The organism is Stenotrophomonas maltophilia (assembly GCF_013464915.1).
Lineage (GTDB): Bacteria > Pseudomonadota > Gammaproteobacteria > Xanthomonadales > Xanthomonadaceae > Stenotrophomonas > Stenotrophomonas maltophilia_AT.
This window is the reverse complement of sequence record NZ_RAVT01000010.1, coordinates 1-18,959: the sequence shown is the minus strand read 5'-3', so window position 1 is coordinate 18,959 and position 18,959 is coordinate 1. Positions and strand designations below refer to the sequence as shown.

General features: G+C 67.2%; 17 protein-coding genes. 7 read left to right on the top strand and 10 right to left on the bottom strand.

Going from position 1 to position 18,959, the window contains the following annotated elements:
- Nucleotides 1–16 precede the first annotated feature (16 nt).
- From folC to D7T59_RS03590, 3 genes are all read right to left on the bottom strand, one after another.
- Nucleotides 17–1,288, bottom strand: a complete 1,272-nt coding sequence (folC, locus tag D7T59_RS03600) for a bifunctional tetrahydrofolate synthase/dihydrofolate synthase (RefSeq protein ID WP_180851811.1) — start codon at nt 1,286–1,288, stop codon at nt 17–19.
- A 41-nt stretch (nt 1,289–1,329) separates the two neighbouring features.
- Nucleotides 1,330–1,974 carry a histidine phosphatase family protein gene (locus D7T59_RS03595; protein ID WP_164137491.1) on the bottom strand — a complete coding sequence of 215 codons (645 nt, stop codon included), beginning with the start codon at nt 1,972–1,974 and terminating at the stop codon, nt 1,330–1,332.
- 219 nt (nt 1,975–2,193) lie between these two features.
- The gene (locus D7T59_RS03590) at nt 2,194–4,359 is read right to left on the bottom strand and encodes a S46 family peptidase (RefSeq protein WP_180851810.1); all 2,166 of its coding nucleotides are present in this window, start codon (nt 4,357–4,359) and stop codon (nt 2,194–2,196) included.
- A gap of 432 nt (nt 4,360–4,791) precedes the next feature.
- On the opposite strand from D7T59_RS03590, the gene tdh reads away from it, so the two are divergent.
- Nucleotides 4,792–5,814 (top strand): L-threonine 3-dehydrogenase, encoded by a 1,023-nt coding sequence (gene tdh / locus D7T59_RS03585; protein ID WP_010483949.1) that lies wholly within the window; start codon nt 4,792–4,794, stop codon nt 5,812–5,814.
- A gap of 187 nt (nt 5,815–6,001) precedes the next feature.
- Here the strand turns inward: tdh and D7T59_RS03580 are convergent, their stop codons facing one another.
- Nucleotides 6,002–6,694 carry a TorF family putative porin gene (locus D7T59_RS03580; protein ID WP_180851808.1) on the bottom strand — a complete coding sequence of 231 codons (693 nt, stop codon included), beginning with the start codon at nt 6,692–6,694 and terminating at the stop codon, nt 6,002–6,004.
- A 198-nt stretch (nt 6,695–6,892) separates the two neighbouring features.
- On the opposite strand from D7T59_RS03580, the gene kbl reads away from it, so the two are divergent.
- Entirely contained in the window at nt 6,893–8,101 is a 1,209-nt protein-coding gene (gene kbl, locus D7T59_RS03575; protein ID WP_106551237.1) for a glycine C-acetyltransferase, read from the top strand.
- 88 nt (nt 8,102–8,189) lie between these two features.
- On the opposite strand, the gene D7T59_RS03570 is transcribed toward kbl, so the two are convergent.
- The 4 genes from D7T59_RS03570 to D7T59_RS03555 all read right to left on the bottom strand — a co-directional run bounded on the left by D7T59_RS03570 (nt 8,190) and on the right by D7T59_RS03555 (nt 11,265).
- Nucleotides 8,190–8,525: a hypothetical protein gene (locus D7T59_RS03570; protein ID WP_005412356.1), complete on the bottom strand. Its 336-nt coding sequence runs from the start codon at nt 8,523–8,525 to the stop codon at nt 8,190–8,192.
- Nucleotides 8,526–8,610: 85 nt separating this feature from the next.
- Nucleotides 8,611–9,417 (bottom strand): pseudouridine synthase, encoded by an 807-nt coding sequence (locus D7T59_RS03565; protein WP_219629844.1) that lies wholly within the window; start codon nt 9,415–9,417, stop codon nt 8,611–8,613.
- A gap of 20 nt (nt 9,418–9,437) precedes the next feature.
- Nucleotides 9,438–9,944 carry a hypothetical protein gene (locus tag D7T59_RS03560; RefSeq protein WP_164139320.1) on the bottom strand — a complete coding sequence of 169 codons (507 nt, stop codon included), beginning with the start codon at nt 9,942–9,944 and terminating at the stop codon, nt 9,438–9,440.
- A 220-nt stretch (nt 9,945–10,164) separates the two neighbouring features.
- Nucleotides 10,165–11,265, bottom strand: a complete 1,101-nt coding sequence (locus tag D7T59_RS03555) for an OmpA family protein (RefSeq protein ID WP_005408234.1) — start codon at nt 11,263–11,265, stop codon at nt 10,165–10,167.
- 357 nt (nt 11,266–11,622) lie between these two features.
- Here D7T59_RS03555 and D7T59_RS03550 point away from each other — a divergent pair, with 357 nt between their 5' ends.
- The 5 genes from D7T59_RS03550 to D7T59_RS03530 all read left to right on the top strand — a co-directional run bounded on the left by D7T59_RS03550 (nt 11,623) and on the right by D7T59_RS03530 (nt 17,081).
- Nucleotides 11,623–12,642, top strand: coding sequence for a zinc-binding alcohol dehydrogenase family protein (locus D7T59_RS03550; RefSeq protein WP_180851806.1), 1,020 nt, complete (start codon nt 11,623–11,625; stop codon nt 12,640–12,642).
- 186 nt (nt 12,643–12,828) lie between these two features.
- A complete protein-coding gene (gene yczE / locus D7T59_RS03545; protein WP_180851804.1) occupies nt 12,829–13,458 on the top strand; it encodes a membrane protein YczE in 630 nt (209 codons plus the stop codon).
- A 140-nt stretch (nt 13,459–13,598) separates the two neighbouring features.
- Nucleotides 13,599–15,629 (top strand): NADPH-dependent 2,4-dienoyl-CoA reductase, encoded by a 2,031-nt coding sequence (locus D7T59_RS03540; RefSeq protein ID WP_180851803.1) that lies wholly within the window; start codon nt 13,599–13,601, stop codon nt 15,627–15,629.
- A gap of 297 nt (nt 15,630–15,926) precedes the next feature.
- A complete protein-coding gene (locus tag D7T59_RS03535; protein ID WP_004154513.1) occupies nt 15,927–16,385 on the top strand; it encodes a cell wall hydrolase in 459 nt (152 codons plus the stop codon).
- Nucleotides 16,386–16,469: 84 nt separating this feature from the next.
- Nucleotides 16,470–17,081, top strand: coding sequence for a glutathione S-transferase N-terminal domain-containing protein (locus tag D7T59_RS03530; RefSeq protein ID WP_049434020.1), 612 nt, complete (start codon nt 16,470–16,472; stop codon nt 17,079–17,081).
- Between the two features lie 78 nt (nt 17,082–17,159).
- On the opposite strand, the gene D7T59_RS03525 is transcribed toward D7T59_RS03530, so the two are convergent.
- Both D7T59_RS03525 and D7T59_RS03520 read right to left on the bottom strand, forming a co-directional pair.
- Nucleotides 17,160–18,215: a suppressor of fused domain protein gene (locus D7T59_RS03525; RefSeq protein WP_164139328.1), complete on the bottom strand. Its 1,056-nt coding sequence runs from the start codon at nt 18,213–18,215 to the stop codon at nt 17,160–17,162.
- Nucleotides 18,216–18,261: 46 nt separating this feature from the next.
- Entirely contained in the window at nt 18,262–18,765 is a 504-nt protein-coding gene (locus D7T59_RS03520) for a hypothetical protein (RefSeq protein WP_180851802.1), read from the bottom strand.
- Between the last annotated feature and the right edge of the window lie 194 nt (nt 18,766–18,959).

Below are 18,959 nucleotides of genomic sequence, written 5' to 3'. Positions count from 1 at the left end.
GTTGGCTGAACGCGTATCAGGCATCGCCCTGCAGCCAGTGCAGGGCGGCGCCGGCGGTATGGAAGGAGCCGAACACCAGTACCCGGTCCCCACGTCCGGCCTGGGCCAGTACCTGCTCCAGCGCCTGCTCGACGCTGTCAGCCAGCGGCGCCGTGGCGGCGGCAGTGCCGGCCAGGCGTGCCTGCAGCTGGGCGGCGCTCTGCCCACGCGGGCCTTCCAGCCCGGCCAGGGTCCACTCGCCCACCACACCCTCCAGCGCCTGCACCACGCCCGCTGCGTCCTTGTCCTGCAGCGCGGCGTACACCGCCAGGGTGCGTCCGCTGGACACTTCGGCCTTCAACGCACGCGCGAGCTGGCCGGCGGCCTGCGGATTGTGGCCGACATCGACGCGGACCTGCACGCCATCGCGCTCGAATGCCTGCAGCCGGCCGGAAATGCGTGCCGCTGCGACACCGGCGGCCCACGCCGCGCGCGGCACCGGCTTGTCCAGCGCGCGCAGCGCGGCGATGGCGGCACCGGCATTGGCAAGCTGGATCGGGCCGGCCAGCGCCGGGGCCGGCAGCTCCATGCGCAGGCCAACATCGCGCCAGCGCCAGCGCTGGGCATCGATCGGCTCGTAGAAATAGTCGCTGCCACCACGGATCGCATTGGCGCCGACCAGGTAGGCACGGCGCAGCACGCTCGACGGCGGATCGGTCTCGCCCAGGATCACCGGCTTCCAGCCACGGATGATGCCGGCCTTCTCGGTGCCGATCGCCTCGCGATCCTCGCCCAGCCATTCGGCGTGGTCGATGTCCACGGTGGTGATCACCGCCACATCGGCGTCGATGATGTTGACCGCATCCAAGCGGCCACCCAGGCCCACTTCCAGCACCGCCAGATCCAGCCCGGCGTCGGCGAACAACTGCAGCGCGGCCAGCGTGCCGTACTCGAAATAGGTCAGCGTAGTCTCGCCACGCGCCGCCTCGATGGCATTGAACGCAGCGACCAGCGCAGCATCGTCCACGTCCTGGCCATCGATGCGCACGCGCTCGTTGTAGCGCAGCAGATGCGGCGAGGTGTAAGCGCCGACCTTCCAACCGGCAGCACGGCCGATGGCCTCGATGAAGGCCACGGTGGAGCCTTTGCCGTTGGTGCCACCGACCACGATGGTGCGCTTGGCCGGCGCGCCCAGGCCCATCGCCGTGGCCACGGCGCGCACGCGCTCCAGGCCCATGTCGATGGTCGCCGGGTGCTGGCGTTCAATGTAGTCCAGCCAATCGGCCAGGGTGGTCGGGGTGTTCGTCACGGCAGTGCTTCCAACAGGTGCAGGTGGTTCGGTGTGGCGGGTCAGAGCGCGCGGTGCTTGGCTTCGCCGAAGAAGGGCGTGTGGTGGGCGCAGTCGTTCAGGCGCACCACTTCCAGGCTGTCCAGGTCGGCGCCTTCGAGCAGGTTGAGCGTGGTCGGTGCCTGGCGGAAGGTCCACAGGCGGGAGATCGGCAGGCCCAGCACCCTGCACAGGATCACGCGGTTGACCGCGTCATGGGCGACCACCAGCAGCGTGTCGTGCTCGCCGAGGCCTTCGGTGGCGCGCGCCAGCCCGCGCCAGCTGCGTTCCAGCACCAGGCGCAGCGATTCGCCGCCGGGCATCAGCACGGTATCCGGCTCCTCGCGCCAGGCCTGCAGGCGCGACGGATCCTTTTCGTTGATTTCGCTGGCCAGCAGGCCCTCCCACTCGCCGTGGGCGATTTCCTGCAGCTCCGGCTCGGTCAGCAGCATGTCGGCACGGGCGGCACCGAGTGCCAGCTGCGCGGTGCGCTGCGCGCGCGACAGCGGCGAGGCGACGGCACGGGTGATGTCGACCGAGGCCAGGCGGGCACCGAGGGCCTGGGCCTGGGCTTCACCGATCGGCGAAAGCGGGATGTCGATCTGGCCCTGGTAGCGGCCTTCGGCGTTCCACGGCGTTTCACCGTGGCGGGCAAGCAGGATGCGCATGCGTGCAAGGGGTCCTGGGGGGAGGAGGTTTCCGCGTTTCGTTCACATCCTGTGAAGTACGCGGAACAGGGATGATACCTGTTCGGCGCACCGGGCCGGGGCAGGCATGAAAAAACCCCGCGACGTGGGTCGCGGGGTTTCAGGTCCGGCAGTAGATCCACGCCGTGCGTGGATGCACCGCCCTGCAGCAGGCGTTGCCGGCCGGCGGCCGGCACTACCTTACTTGGCCAGGTTCAGTTCCTTCAGCAGCTCCGGTGCCGGCGCCACTTCCTGCATGATCCACTGCATGTAGCGGCTGTCGACCGAGATCATGCGGGTCATCACCGGGTCGAACACCCAGTTGGAACTGACCGATTCCCAGTTGCCGTCGAAGGCCAGGCCGACCAGCTTGCCGTTGGCGTCCAGCACCGGCGAACCGGAGTTGCCACCGGTGATGTCCAGGTTGGACAGGAAGTTCACCGGCACCGAGCCGACGCGCTTGTCTTCCAGGCCGCCGTAGCGCTTGGCCTTGACCGCATCGAGCAGCGCCTTGGGCGCATCGAACGGATCGACGCCGGTGTCCTTGGCGACGATGCCTTCCAGCGTGGTGAACGGGGTATAGGCCACGCCGTCCTTGGGCTCATAGCCCATCACGTTGCCGAAGGTGATGCGCAGCGACAGGTTGGCATCCGGGTACACGAACTCGCCCTGGCTCTTCTTGTAGTCGGCCAGTGCCTGCAGGTACAGCGGACGCGCGGTCAGCGATTCGCCTTCGCGGATCTTCTTCTGCTCTTCCTGCTTCAGCAGCGACGGCATGATCGCCACCGCGTACTGGATGGCCGGATCGCTGCTGGCTTCGAACGCGGCGCGGTCGGCCTTGAACCACTTCAGGCGCGCGTCCAGGCTGCCCAGCTCGGTGCCCGACAGCTTGCCCACCAGCGCCTTGACCGCGTTGGCATCGCTGCCGCCCAGCCAGGTGTTGAGCACCTCGTTGTTGCGCTGTGCGGCCGGCAGTGCGACGTACTGGTCCAGCCAGTAGGTCTGCAGCTGCTGGTCCATCTTCGCCACGTAGCGGCGGTCCATCTGCTTCAGGCCGCCTTCCAGGGTCGGCAGGTCGCGCTGCTGGTAGCCGACTTCACGCTCGGCGTCCGGCTTGGCGCGCTCGATCGACAGGCGGTACAGGCCGATGGCGGCGCTGACCGCCTGGGTGTTGTTGAACTGGCCGACGAACAGGTCACGCTCGCGGGTCGCCTTGCTGGCATCCAGGTGCTTGACCAGCTGCGCGTGTGCGGCCAGGGCCGGCTTGCCGGCGGCGCCCTGCTTCTTCAGCCAGGCCAGCACGGCGGCTTCTTCGGCCTGCTTCTGGCCGGCCGCGTCGATGCGCTTGAAGCCTTCCAGCTGGCCGGAGTAGTTCTTGGCCACGTTGTTCATGCTGGCGGCGGTGGCGGCGTACTTCACCTTGACGTCGGCGTCGGCCTTGCCGGCCTCGTCGATCATCTTCAGCACGGCGTTGTAGTGGCGGGCGATGGTCGGGTAGGTCCAGTTGGCGGTCTCATTGAACTCGCCGGCCAGCGCATAGCGGTTGGTGCGGCCCGGATAGCCGGCCACCATCACGAAGTCACCGGCGCCCAGCGGCTGGTCGGTGAACTTCAGGAAGTGCTTGGGCTGGTACGGCACGTTGTCGGCCGAAAATGCCGCCGGCTTGCCGTCCTTGCCTACGTAGGCGCGGTAGAACGAGAAGTCACCGGTGTGGCGCGGCCACATCCAGTTGTCGACGTCGCCGCCGTACTTGCCGACGCTGCCGGGAGGCGCGTAGACCAGGCGCACGTCCTTGATTTCCATGTTGCGGAACAGGCGGTAGGTGTTGCCGCCGGAGAAGGTGTACAGGCGGCAGCGGAAGCCTTCCTCGGCTTCACAGGCGGCAACCTGGGCCTTGTCGAAGGCGTCCAGCGCGCGGCTGCGGGCCAGCGGGTCGTTGCCCGCCGCGGCAATCGCGGCCTTGGCCTGCGCGGTGACGTCGGTGATCTGGTCGAGCACGTAGACGCGCGCGTTCGGGCCGGCGCTCAGTTCATCACTGTGCTTCGGGGCGTTGAAGCCGTCCTTGATCAGGTTCTTCTGCGCGGTCGAATTCAGCTGGATGGCGCCATAGGCGCAGTGGTGGTTGGTGACCACCAGGCCCTGCGGCGAAACGAAGCTGGCGGTGCAGCCGCCGAGGGCGACGACGGCGCCCATCGGGTCACCGGTGAGGTTGGACAGCTGCTCCGGGGACAGCTTCAGGCCGGCCTTCTGCAGCGGGCCGGCGATTTCCGGCAGCTGCTGCGGCACCCACATGCCTTCAGCGGCATGGGCGACCTGGGCCAGCCCGAGGCTGGCGACGATGGAGAATGCAAGCAGGTTCGAGCGCATGGAGCGGCCCCTGGTAGTGGAACCCTCGATTGTAGCCCGCCGCCCCGCCCCGGCCCGAACCCCGGAAGTCATGCAATCAGGTGCTTCCACCGTTCAGCGTCTCCATTGCGATCGGTCAGAGGCGAGAGGCCAGGCCGATGCAGGACACGCCGTAAACCCATCCATGGGGGCTCGGTCGCGCCATCCATGGCGCTCACGGTCCTGCATCGGCCTGGCCTCTCGCCTCCCCACAGTCCCCTGGCCTCGGACGGTAGCGCCGAGCCATGCCCGGCGAGCGAAGCGACGCCGCTGTTCGCAGCACGTTCGAAACGCCCGGCGGCGCACGCCTTTCGTTCCGCCACTGCACCCGCAGCGCAACATGGGAAATCCGCGCGGCACCCTATAATCCGCGCTTTCCCCCTGATGAGTTCCACCCCGATGGCGCAGCAAACGATGAAGGCCCTGGTCAAGCGCGAAGCGGCCAAGGGCATCTGGCTGGAAGAAGTTCCGGTGCCGACCCCGGGCCCGAACGAGGTCCTGATCAAGCTGGAGAAGACCGCGATCTGCGGCACCGACCTGCACATCTACCTGTGGGACGAGTGGAGCCAGCGCACCATCAAGCCGGGCCTGACCATCGGCCACGAGTTCGTCGGTCGCGTCGCCGCACTCGGCTCGGCAGTGACCGGCTACGAGATCGGCCAGCGCGTCTCGGCCGAAGGCCATATCGTCTGCGGCCACTGCCGCAACTGCCGTGGCGGCCGCCCGCACCTGTGCCCGAACACCGTCGGCATCGGCGTCAACGTCAACGGCGCCTTCGCCGAATACATGGTGATGCCGGCCAGCAACCTGTGGCCGATCCCCGACCAGATCCCGTCGGAGCTGGCTGCGTTCTTCGACCCGTACGGCAACGCCGCGCACTGCGCGCTGGAGTTCAACGTGATCGGCGAGGACGTGCTGATCACCGGTGCCGGCCCGATCGGCATCATCGCCGCCGGCATCTGCAAGCACATCGGCGCGCGCAACGTCGTGGTCACCGACGTCAACGACTTCCGCCTGAAGCTGGCCGCCGACATGGGCGCCACCCGCGTGGTCAACGTGGCCAACCAGTCGCTGAAGGACGTGATGAAGGAACTGCACATGGAGGGCTTCGACGTGGGCCTGGAAATGAGCGGCAACCCGCGCGCGTTCAACGACATGCTCGACTGCATGTACCACGGCGGCAAGATCGCCATGCTCGGCATCATGCCCAAGGGCGCCGGCTGCGACTGGGACAAGATCATCTTCAAGGGCCTGACCGTGCAGGGCATCTACGGCCGCAAGATGTACGAGACCTGGTACAAGATGACCCAGCTGGTGCTGTCCGGCTTCCCGCTCGGCAAGGTGATGACCCACCAGCTGCCCATCGACGACTTCCAGAAGGGCTTCGACCTGATGGAAGAAGGCAAGGCCGGCAAGGTTGTGCTCAGCTGGAACTGACCCTTCGGGTCAATTCCCCCGCAGGTTTCCTTATCCCCGCGCCGTCGGCGCGCCCCCTTGAACAACAAGGGGGCTCTCCCCCAGCCGGGGTAAGGCATGCTGCTGGAATTGAAAAAGGCGCCCATTGGGCGCCTTTTTCTGTGGTGTTGCCGGCCAGCGGCCGGCACTACCGGTAACGCCTGCGGCGTTACTTGCCGACGGCCACGGTCAGCAGCACGCGGCTGTGGGCCAGCTTGCCGGAGTTGTCGCGGCCATTGCCGTCGGTGCCGTAGTAGCCCAGGCCGACGTTGAACAGGCCGAACTGGCGGCTGACGCCGACATTCCAGTCGGTGTAGTCCTTGGCCAGGCCCTTCTCGAAGCTGCTGCGGCCGACGTTGGCATTGAGCGTGAACTCCTTCGGCAGGCCCCACTGGCCACCGACACCGTAGTACCAGCCGTCGGTGCCACTGTTCCACTGGTCGTTGGTGTAGGCCACGGTCAGCTTGTAGGTCTCGTCCAGCGTGGTGGTGGTGACCAGCTCGTTGTAGTTCTGGTGGCTGGCACCGATGTAGGTGTAGCGGTTCAGCAGCACATCGAAGTTGACGCGCGGGGTGACGTCCACGCCATAGCCGATCTGGTAGTCGACCTCGGTGTTCGGATCACCCGGACCAAAGTCGACGCCCGAACCCCAGACACCGGCGTACAGGCCCACCGGCGAGGTGTAGGTGAAGCCCGCCTGCAGCGTCGGCTTCTCATCAGTCTGCGACACACCACGGAACAGGTAGTCCGACACGGCGGTGACGTTCCAGCTGTACGGCGATTCGTTGTCCTGGGCGCTGGCGGCAAACGGCGCGAGGGTCAGGGCGGCGGCAATGGCGAGGCAGGCACGGGCGTGCTTCATGGGCGTCTCCGAGGGTGGCGGGGGCGGGAAGGGGGAGCGGGCAACCGGGGCCAGACAGGCGCGGTTCACGAATTTTTAACCCGTTTGCTATTGCGATGCAACATGTGCCGCCCGTGGCGGTGCCCGGCCCGGCCCGGTCGATGGCCACCGTTGCCCGGTAGAATCAGCGGTTTCCCCGTGCTGAGCCGTGCCCACGCCATGACCGACGCCTCCTCCGCCCTGACCCGCCACTACGCCGAGGAACTGGACGCCATCCGCGCCCAGGGCCTGTTCAAGTCCGAGCGGATCATCACCAGCCCGCAGTCGGCCGAGATCACCCTCGACGACGGCCGCAAGGTGCTGAACTTCTGTGCCAACAACTACCTGGGCCTGGCCGACCACCCGGACCTGATCCAGGCCGCCAAGGATGCGCTGGATACCCACGGCTTCGGCATGGCCTCGGTGCGCTTCATCTGCGGCACCCAGGACCTGCACAAGCAGCTGGAAAAGCAGATCGCCGACTTCTTCGGCAAGCAGGACACCATCCTGTACGCGGCCTGCTTCGACGCCAACGGCGGCCTGTTCGAGCCGCTGCTCGGCGAGAATGACGCGATCATTTCCGATGCCCTGAACCACGCCTCGATCATCGACGGCGTGCGCCTGTGCAAGGCCAAGCGCTTCCGCTACGCCAACTGCGACATGGCCGACCTGGAAGCCCAGCTGCAGGCCGCCGATGCCGCTGGCTGCAAGACCAAGCTGATCACCACCGACGGCGTGTTCTCGATGGACGGCTTCATCGCCCCGCTGGACGAAATCACTGCGCTGGCGAAGAAGTACAACGCGCTGGTGCACATCGATGAGTGCCACGCCACCGGCTTCCTCGGCGCCACCGGCCGTGGCTCGGCCGAAGTGAAGGGCGTGCTTGAGAAGATCGACATCATCACCGGCACCCTGGGCAAGGCCATGGGGGGTGCGCTGGGTGGGTTCACCTGCGCCAGCGCCGAGGTGATCGAACTGCTGCGCCAGCGTTCGCGCCCCTACCTGTTCTCCAACTCGCTGCCGCCGCACGTGGTCGCCGCCGGCATCAAGGCGTTCGAGATGCTGGCCGCCGCCGATGACCTGCGCGACACCCTGGTGGAGAACACCCGCCACTTCCGCGAGAAGATGGTCGCAGCCGGTTTCGACGTGAAGCCGGGCGTGCATCCGATCAGCCCGGTGATGCTGTACGACGCACCGCTGGCACAGAAGTTCGCCGAGCGCCTGCTGGAAGAAGGCATCTACGCGATCGGCTTCTTCTTCCCGGTGGTGCCCAAGGGCCAGGCCCGCATCCGTACCCAGATCAGTGCCGCGCACACCCGCGAACAGCTGGACCGCGCGATCGATGCGTTCACCCGCATCGGTGTCGAGCTGGGCGTGATCAAGGGCTGATCATGGCCGGGGTCGGATCCCTTTCCTGCGGAAAGGGCTCTGACCCCACCGGTCAAGGCGTGTCGACCAAGGTCGACACCCACAGGCATCACTTCTTTTTCTTCTTGCCCTTCGGCTCGTCCTTGCTGGCCACCACCACCGGCTTGGCGGCAGCGTCCTGGCCGTTGCCCTTGGCAACGCGGATGCCGTTGGCCTTCATCCAGGCATCAAATTCATCGGCGGTCATCTTCTTGTCGCCGTTGCTCATCAGGAAGCGGTAGCTGCCGCGACCATCCAGTTCCGGCGTCTTCACTTCCACCACCGGGGTTTCGGCCGGCGTTTCCGCCTTGGCCACCTTCTTGTGGCCACCACAGGCGGTCAGCAGCACCATCGGCAGCAGCAGGCCTGCGCAGCGCAGGGTTTGGTTGAGGGTCGGGTGGTACATGGGCAGGCTCCGTTCGGGAAATTCAACAACCAGGCGCCCCCTACGCCTGGAACGGTGGCCGGCAGCTGCCGGCCGCGGGCGATGATCAGCCCGGTGCAGCGGCCCCCAGCCGCTGCTGGTCATTGACCTCCAGCACCCGCCACTGCCCCTTGCCGAGATCGCCGAGCTGCAGCCCACCGATCGCGACCCGGACCAGGCGCAGCACCTGCAGGTCGAAGGCCGCCAACAGGCGGCGGATGTGGCGGTTGCGGCCCTCGTCGAGAACCACCTCCAGCCACGCGGTCTTGTCGCCGCTGCGCAGCACGCGCACGGCCTGGGCGACGAGGAACTCGCCCTCGTCCTCGACACCGGCGCGCAGCGCAGCCAGGGTGTCCTCGTCGGGCAGGCGGTCCACCTGCACGTGGTAGGTCTTCTGCGGGCCGGTTTCCGGATCGGTCAGGCGCGCGGCCCACTGCGGATCGTTGCTGAACAGCAACAGCCCCTCGCTGGCCTTGTCCAACCGCCCGACCGGGGCGATCCACGGCAGGCCTGCGCCGTCGAAGCAGCGATAGACGGTGTCGCGGCCACGCTCGTCCTGCGCGGTGGTCACCACCCCGCGCGGCTTGTTGAGCATCAGGTACAGCCGCTGCGGCGCGCCCATCGGCTGGCCGTCCACCTCGATCGGCGGCGCCGGCTGGCCGATCGGGAATTCCGGATCACGGACGATGCGCCCGGACACGCGTACGCGACCGTCGGCGATCCAGCGCGCGGCCTCGCTGCGCGAGCACACGCCGGCCTTGGACAGCACGCGCGCCAGGCCATGGCGCACGCCACTGGAGACGTTCGGAACCGCACGCCCACGCGGTGCGTGGGAGCGGGCGGCGGGGGCGGCAGGTGGGCGGCGCGTGCGCAAGCCTCTGCTCCCCGCAGCGCTTACTTCTTGTCGACCGGCTTGGTCTCAGCCGGTGCTTCGGCCGGAGCCGGGGTGGCGGCCGGAGCCGGACGCGCCTTGACCACACGCACGCCGCGCGCCTTCATCCAGGCGTCGAACTCTTCGGCGGTCATGCGCTTGCCGTTCTGGCTCATGTCGAAACGCCAGGGCGTGTTGTCGAATTCGGTCTGCGGCTTGTAGGCCGCCGGATCGTTCGGCTTCACCGCCGGTGCGCTCGGAATGGCCTTGGCGATGTTCTGGCAGCCATCGATGCGCAGGCGCTGCAGCACCTGGTCCAGCGACTGCGACGGATCGTAGTTGCTGCTCAGCACACCGGCCGGCATGCCCAGCTGGTTGCCACGGATGTACAGCTCGTCGGCCACCGGCGCGATGGTCGTGGCGGGCAACGGCAGCGGCGAGGCGCTGGCGTTGACCGAGCAATCGACCGCAGCGTGGGCGGCGGGAACCAGGGCCAGCGCCAGGAAGGCGGCCGATGCAGAGCGCAGCATGAGGGGCATCCACGAAAGGAAGTGACGCGGCGAGTTTAGCAATGCCGCGGCAGCTTTCAAGCGCCACTTTCAATGAATACGGCAACTCATTGGTTTTACGGGCAAAAACCCGACGAACGGTTGCCGCCGGACCAACAGATACCTGGATTCCGGGCTGCAGAAACAACAAGACCCGGCCGAAGCCGGGTCCTGCTGTGTCTTGCGGGCAGAGCGTCAGAACTTAGTTCTGGACGTTCAGCTCGGTACGACGGTTCTTGGCGCGACCTTCCGGGTTGTCCGAACCATCCGGGTTGGTGTTCGGAGCAATCGGACGGCTCTCGCCGTAGCCGATCGGGCCGACCAGACGACCGGCGTCAACGCCGTTCTTGGTCAGGTAGTTGTACACGGCGGTAGCACGACGCTCCGACAGCTTCTGGTTGTAAGCGTCGGTACCCTTCGAGTCGGTGTGACCGGCGACTTCAACGCGCAGATCCGGGTAACGCTTCAGGATCTCGGTGGCTTCGCTCAGGATCGCCACGGCGTCCGGACGCAGGTTCGACTTGTCGAAGTCGAAGTTGACGCCCTTCAGGTCGATGGAGACCGGCACCGGGCAACCGTCCGGACCGATGGTCTGACCCGGCTGCGAGTTCGGGCACTTGTCGTCGCAGTTGTTGACGCCGTCACCGTCGTCATCCAGGTCGGCGCAGCTCGGGGCAACCGGAGCCGGGGCCGGAGCAGCCGCGACCGGAGCCGGGCCCAGCGGGATCACGACGCCGACCGAAGCCAGCACGTCGCCGAACCAGCTTTCATCGTTGCCGGCACGCTTCGGGTTCACGCTCTGGTCGTCGAAATCAGCGCGGTAGGCGACTTCGGCACGCACAGCGACGCGCTTCTCGAAGGTGGTCTGCAGACCGACGCCGACCTTGGCGGCAAAGTTGCCGTCCTTGCGGTCAGCCAGGCCACCGCTGATCGGGTTGTACTCTTCTTCCGACTTCTGGTAGCCCAGGCCGGCCAGCAGGTACGGGTTCCAGCCGCGGCCTTCCTTGATGAAGTGGCGACGCAGGTCCAGCGAGACGCCGTACTGCGACCAGTTCATGTCCTTGTTGGCGTCGAAGTTCGGGTTCTGGTAGTTCAGCTCACCGTCCAGCGACCAGTTCGGGCTGATGAACTTGCCCAGGCCCAGGGTGACGAACGGAGCGTCATTGGTCAGGCGGTCGCTGTCCTGGAAGTTGAAGCCGGCCGAACCGGTCAGGTACCAGCGGTCATCGAACTCCTGCGCGGACGCAGCCTGGGCGAAAGCCAGACCACCCAGCAGCGCGGCAGTAAGGATCTTCTTGTTCATTGAGTACAGCTCCTATTTCGGGGGTATGAAACCGGTAGAGGCATGGGCCAGCACTAGTGCGTCGATGTTCGACAGCCGATTCAGCACGCCACCGCCGCGAACATTATGCTCAGGCGGGTGAAGGTCATGTTAACAGTCCCGTAACATGTGAAGTGTTGTGCCCGACCCTCCACCGGTCCGACGTTGAAACCCTATACAGGATGATGAAAATCCGCAAGACCCTCACGCTGCAAGGGTTTGACGGGGTTTAGGTGCGGAATACGACATATTGCGCAACAGGTTGCTCCACGCGATTCAGCGTATCTGCTGAAACGTGAGGAACTCTATGATGGAGCCACGAACCCAGCCGGAGCCGAGATGAAAGCCGTCGCCCTGAGTCGTGAATCCGCCCCCGCCCTCTGCGATATCCACCTGCCTCCGCCGCTGCCTCCGGGTGGCCGCGACCTGCTGATCCGGGTCGAGGCGGTCTCGGTAAACCCGGTCGACGGCAAGCAGCGGGCGGCCACCGATCCGGCCACGCTCGAAGCACCCCGCGTACTTGGCTGGGACGCCGCCGGCGTGGTCGAAGCGATCGGCGAGGACGCCAGCCTGTTCGCGTCCGGCGACGAGGTCTACTACGCCGGTGACGTCACCCGCCCGGGCTGCAATGCGCAGTTCCACCTTGTGGACGAACGCCTGGTGGCGCGCAAGCCGACCACGCTCGACTTCGCCGAAGCGGCCGCCCTGCCACTGACCACGCTGACCGCATGGGAACTGCTGTTCCAGCGCATGCCATTGCAGCTGGATGACCGCCGCCATGCCGGCCAGCACCTGCTGGTGATCGGCGGAGCAGGCGGCGTTGGATCGATGGCGATCCAGCTGGCCAGGCATGCCGGATTCGAGGTGATCGCCACCGCCTCGCGTGAGTCGTCGATCGACTGGTGCCGGCAGATGGGTGCCCAGCATGTGATCGACCACCGGCAGCCACTGCTGCCCCAGCTTCAGGCATTGGGCATCGACGCAGTACAGGTCGCCCTCAACCTGGCCGACACCGACCATTACTGGGATGCCTTGGGCCAGCTGCTGGCGCCGCAGGGCCATGTCGGCCTCATCGTCGAACCACGCGGCGCACTGCGCATCGGTGATCCCTACAAGGCCAAGTGCATCGGCATCCACTGGGAGTTCATGTTCGCGCGTTCGCGCTTCGCCACTGCGGACCGCATCGAACAGCACCGCATTCTCAGCCGCGCGGCCAGCATGATCGATGCTGGCCAGCTGCGCGGCACCCTCAGCGAGACACTGGGCACGATCAATGCGGCGAATCTGGACATCGCGCATCAGCGCCTGGCCAGCGGGCGCACGGTGGGCAAGCTGGCGCTGGCGGGCTGGAGCGATTGAGCCAGGCTGGAACACCGAGGTAGAGCCGAACCCATGCTCGGCTGACGGTGCCAGGCAAAGCAGCCGAGCATGGGCTCGGCCCTGCAGATTCTGCCTGTGGCAGCGGATTGGCCGGCATCTGTATCTATGGCGGCGAATGAATCGGGATTACGGTGGAAACAGATCCTCCCCTCCCCGAGCGCTGCCATGCCCACCGCCCTGCCCCTGCGTCTGATGCAACTGATCATCGGCCTGTTCCTGTACGGCTTCGGCGCCTCGCTGATGATCCGTGCAGCGATCGGCGTGGCCCCCTGGGACGTGTTGTCGCAGGGCATCGCCGCACAGACACCGCTGTCGTTCGGCCTGGCCACCAATGTGATCGGCGCGCTGGTGCTGCTGCTCTGGTGGCCATTGCGACAGAAGCCGGGCATCGGCACCGTGCTCAACGTGATGTTGATCGGCCCGTCCGCGCAGTTCGGTCTGTGGCTGCTCCCCCCGGCGGTCGGCCTTGGCTGGCAGTTGGCGATGTTCTGCGCTGGCATGCTGCTGGTCGCACTGGCCACCGGCCTTTATATCGGCGCCAGGCTGGGCCCCGGCCCGCGCGACGGCCTGATGACCGGCCTGCACGCCCGCACCGGCTGGCCGATCTGGAAGGTACGCAGCCTGATCGAGGGCAGCGTGCTGCTGCTGGGCTGGTGGCTGGGCGGCAATGTGGGCCTCGGCACCCTCGCCTTCGCCCTGCTGATCGGTCCGCTGTGCGGGGTCACGCTGGGCTGGTTCGGGATCGGCCGCACCCCGGTAGTACCGGCCGCTGGCCGGCAACCGCAGTCCCCCTGAGCTGGCCCAGATGCCGGCCAGCGGCCGGCACTACCGCCCCCGGAGTTCGGGGGCAGCGCCGCAGGCGCGATCCAGCAGCCCCTTGCCCCGGCCGACGTTTCGCGGCACGCTTCGCGCTTCCGTACGCAAGCGTATCGACCATGTCGCCAGCCAACGAAAGCGCCTATCCCCACCTGTTCGCCCCGCTGGACCTGGGCTTCACCCAGCTGCGCAATCGCGTGCTGATGGGTTCGATGCACACCGGCCTGGAAGATCGCGCCCGCGACTTCCCGCGCCTGGCCGCCTACTTCGCCGAGCGTGCCGAAGGCGGCGTCGGCCTGATCGTGACCGGCGGCTTCGCGCCGAACGTGGTGGGCTGGCTGAAGCCATTCGGCGGCAAGCTGTCCTGGCCCTGGGAAGTGCGCCCGCACCGGCAGCTCACCGCCGCCGCGCACCAACATGGCGCGAAGATCTGCCTCCAGCTGCTGCATGCCGGCCGCTATGCCTACCACCCCCTGTCGGTGGCACCGTCGAAGCTGAAGGCGCCGATCAATCCGTTCACCCCGCGCGCGCTGTCGGCCAGCGGCGTCGAGCGGCATATCGCCGACTACGCGCGCAGCGCAAAGCTGGCCCGCGAAGCCGGCTACGACGGCGTGGAAGTGATGGGCTCGGAGGGCTACCTCATCAACGAGTTCATCGCCCCGCGCACCAACAAGCGCTCAGACCGCTGGGGTGGCGACGCCAACCAGCGCATGCGCTTTGCGGTCGAGATCGTGCGCCGCATCCGCGAGGCCTGCGGGCCGGACTTCATCATCATCTACCGCCTGTCGCTGGTGGACCTGGTGGAAGACGGCAGCAACTGGGAAGAGATCGTGCAGCAGGCGCAGGCCATCGAGGCTGCCGGCGCGACGATCATCAATTCCGGCATCGGCTGGCACGAGGCGCGCATCCCGACCATCGCCACCTCGGTGCCGCGCGCGGCCTTTGCCGGTGTCACCGCCAAGCTCAAGCCGCATGTGAAGGTGCCGCTGGTGGCGACCAACCGCATCAACATGCCCGAGGTCGCCGAGCGCATCCTGGCCGATGGCGGCGCCGACATGGTGTCGCTGGCGCGCCCGCTGCTGGCCGACCCGCAATGGCCGAACAAGGCCCGCGCCGGGCGTCCGGAGGCGATCAACACCTGCATCGCCTGCAACCAGGCCTGCCTGGACCACGTGTTCGAGAACAAGCTGGCCAGCTGCCTGGTCAATCCGCGTGCCGCACACGAGACCGAGCTGGTCTACCACCCTGCTGCCACGCCGAAAAAGGTCGCGGTGGTGGGGGCCGGCCCGGCCGGCCTGGCCTGCGCCACGGTGGCCGCCGAGCGCGGCCACCAGGTCACCCTGTTCGATGCCAATGACGAGATCGGAGGCCAGTTCAACGTGGCCAAGCGCATCCCCGGCAAGGAAGAGTTCCACGAGACCCTGCGCTATTTCCGCCACAAGCTGGCTGAAACCGGCGTGCAGCTGCACCTTGGCACGCGAGCGGATGCGGCCAGCCTGGCCGGCTTCGACGAGGTGGTGCTGGCCACCGGCATCACCCCGCGCAAGGTCGACTTCCCCGGCGCCGACCACGCCAAGGTGGTCAGCTACCTGGACGTGCTGCTGGGCCGGGTCACGGTGGGCGCCAATGCGGCGATCATCGGCGCCGGCGGCATTGGCTTCGACGTCGGCGAGTTCCTCAGCCACGCCGGTGAGTCTCCCTCGCTGGACCCACAGCGCTGGATGGCCGAATGGGGCGTGGACGGCAGCTTCGAGGCCCGCGGCTCCCTGGCCCGGGCGCAGGCCGAGGCCTCCCCGCGCCGGCTGTGGCTGCTGCAGCGCAGCCCGGGCAAGCCCGGTGCGCGGCTGGGCAAGACCACCGGCTGGATCCATCGCGCCACGCTGAAGGCCAAGGGCGTGCGCATGCTCGGCGGCGTCGAGTACCTGGGCGTGGATGACGAGGGCCTGCGCATCCGCGTTGAGGGCAGCGAACAGCTGCTGCCGGTCGATCAGGTGGTGATCTGCGCCGGGCAGGAACCGAATCGTACGCTGCAGGCGGAGCTGCAGGCCGCTGGCATCAGCGCCACCTTGATCGGCGGCGCCGATGTGGCCGCAGAACTGGATGCAAAACGGGCCATCGACCAGGGCAGTCGAGTCGCCGCCGCGCTCTGATGAATGCCTGAATGGGGGACGGAATGTGATTTCCGTCACCTCTCCCGAACCTGAATGTCAAGCCGGGCGGTTCACGATGCGTTCGGCTATCCCCCCCTACCTTGCGCCATCTTCCGCTCACCAGCCAGTTTCCGGTGAGCCGGTGCGGCCCCCTCGATCGGTACTGATCGTTTCTTTTGGGGCCGCCCACGGGGCGGCCCCGATGGCCGCCTCCCCATGACGCCAAGTCGTACCCCGCGTCCTGTCGCCCCCGCGACCGGCAGTGGTGAGTGCGGCCCATACGGAGCAAGGAGTTATATGAAACTGGCCTGGATTCTCTGGCTGTCGCAGTTGTTGCCGCAGCCGGCCGCTGATTCATTGTGTTTGAGCACCACCGTTTACCTGGAAGCCCGCGACCAGACCCTGCGCGGCCAGCAGGCCGTTGCCGAGGTCGCCCTGCGCCGTCTCGACAGTGGCCTGTGGGGCGACTCGATGTGCCAGGTGGTCACCGCGCGCAAGCAGTTCGCACCCACGATCGTCTCCCCCGGCACCCAGCTGGGCAACGACGCGGCCTGGAGCGAGGCGATGAACGTGGCCTTCGACGCCGAGCGCAACTGGGCGCTGCCGGCCGGCGAGCGCCGCGAGATCGTGCCCGGTGCCAGCCACTTCGCCGCGTTGTCCATCGCCAGCCCGAACTGGCGCAATGCCTACCAGGTGGCCACCATCGGCGATCACACCTTCTATAAGGTGCAGAACCTCAAGCCGCGGCAGTCGTAACGATCCGTGCTGGCGGCAGCGTTGCCGCCCGCCGGCAGGCTCTGGGATAGTGGGCGTTTCCCGCCCGCATCACCTGGAGTTCCCATGAAGCTGTACAGCAAGCCCGGTGCCTGTTCCACCGCCGACCACATCGCCCTGCAGTGGACCGGCCAGCCGTTCGAGGTCGAACTGCTGAACAAGGACACCCTGAAGGGTCCGGAATTCCTCAAGATCAATCCGGCCGGCGCGGTGCCCGCGCTGGTCGATGGCGACTTCGTGCTGCTGCAGAACGCCGCGATCATGGGCTACATCGCCGACAGCTTCCCGCAGGCCGGCCTCGGCGGCGACGGCAGCCCGCGCCAGCGCGCCGAAGCCACCCGCTGGCTGGCCTTCGTCAATTCGGACGTGCATCCGGCCTTCTCGCCGCTGTTCGCACCGGGCAAGTTCATCGCCGACGAAAGCCAGTTCGATGCGATCCGCGCCGCCGCACACAAGCGCCTGCGTGGCCTGTTCGAGACCGCTGACAAGCAGCTGGCCGACAAGCCGTGGCTGGCCGGCTTCCGCAGTTTCGCCGACCCCTACTTCTACATCACCCTGCGCTGGGCCGCCGGCACCAAGGTCGATCTGTCCGGCCTGGACAACCTGGCCGCCTACAAGGCACGCATGGACGCCGATGCCGGCGTGCAGGCCGCGCTGAAGGCGGAAGGTCTGGCCTGACCTGCCCCCGGGTCTGAGCCGGGGTCGGATCCGTCTGCGCAGCAGGCGGCTCTGACCCCATCGGTCCCATCGATCCGCTCAGCCGATCTGGCGGATCACTTCGCCTTTGGCGTCGCGCAGGTAGGTCGGCACCACTTCGATGCGCAGCGTTCCCGCCACCGGGTAGATGCCACGTTCGGCACGCACACCTGCCAGGGCCTGCAGCCCCGTCTCGTCCAGGGCCCAGCGCGCGCTGTCGGCCGACACTTCGCCCACGTCACCACGCCCGGCTGGAATGAACTCCCACTGCCGCTCGCGGCTGGCCAGTTCCAGCGACTTTCCGTGGCGCAGGCGCAGCGGCAGCAGTTCGCAGACGCTGGCGACCTGGCCCGCGCCGAGCACCAGTGTGGTGACGCCAGCCTCCTGCCTCCAGTCCAACGTTTCGATGAACAGCATGCCGGTGCTGGAGCCCTCGCGCTCGCTGCCGGCCTGCACCTGGGCAGCCAGTGCCGGATCGTCCAACAGGTTGCGGCGGTGCAGATCACTGATCCACAGCGGCATCGCCGGCTGCAGCGCCTGCAGCACGCCGCGCGTCGACCAGCGCTTGACCGCCTCCATCTCTTCGTCGGTCAGCCCGACCAGCTGCAGGAACTGCAGGTGGCCATTGGCGGTGTCGCGCGCCGGCAACTGTGGATCGGCAATGAAGGCCAGGTGGCACAGGCGCGTGTCGGTCTCCAGCGCGATCGGGCCGTTGGCATTCAGATGGTGACCATCCTCGAACACGTTGCCGCTGCCAAACACGTAGCGCGCCAGGTTCTGCAGCAGGTTCATCGGCCATACCGGCGGCGTGCTGCCGGCGTGCTCACCGGCTTCGGCAGCGAGGCGGAAGGTCAGCTCGAAGCCATAGCCGCTGGCGGCGGCATCGCTGCTCTCCTTGGTGTACAGCTCGGAGAAGCCGTAGGTGATGTAGTGCCAATGCGGTACCGGTGCATCCACCCAGTACACGCTGATGCCATCCAGCGGATCCTGGCCGCCGAGCGTGTACGGCAGTGCGGTGCCGAAATGACGCGGCTCCTGCCCGGCATACAGGGGCGCCAGCGCCGCATTGATCGCATCCCAGCCGGGGGTATCGGTGTCGTCGTGGTCGTCCTGCACGCGGGACTCCTTGTGGGGAAGTGAACCGATCACTTTACGCGGTGATTCAGGCCTGCACGACCTCATTGCCAGCGTTCACCACGGCCGCCTGGGTTTCCTGCCACCAGCGCTGCGCCAGCGCCGGGCTGCGCGCCTTTCCCACCGCGGCCAGCAGCTCCGGGCACAGGCGCTCCAACGCCAGTGCATCGGTGCAGCGTTCAATCTTCAACTGCATGAAATAGCCCTTCAGGCCGAGGTGGCGCCGCACCGCCTCGCTCATCGCGTCGTACAACTGCTGGTACAACGCCGGATCCTGTTCGCGGCCGGTGCTGATGCCACGTACCGGTGCCACTTCGGCACTGCCACCGACCACTTCGATCAGGCCCTGCGCTTCCAGCTGCTCCAGTGCATCGGCCGGTGCGCGCAGGCCTTCGAACAGGCCGCGCAGTTCGGTGTCATCGCGATGGCCGTCCACCATCAGCAGGATCGAACGCAGTGCCGCCGGCAGGCGCCGGCCACGGTCTTCGATTTCCTGACGGCCAGCCGCCGTCTTGGCGTGCAGCAATGCCATTGCATCCCCCCAATCCTTGATGCGCTTCACCTGCGCGCCCTGGCGGGCGCGCTCCCTTTGTCGCCATCGTCAGCGCCGGCGCAGCTTCCCCGAAGCGCAGGCGATGTTGCAGATCGATGACAGGGCGAGCTTAGCGCATGTGCTGCGGGTAGTGCCGGCCGCTGGCCGGCAACCTCAGGATTGAGAGGGGGTGC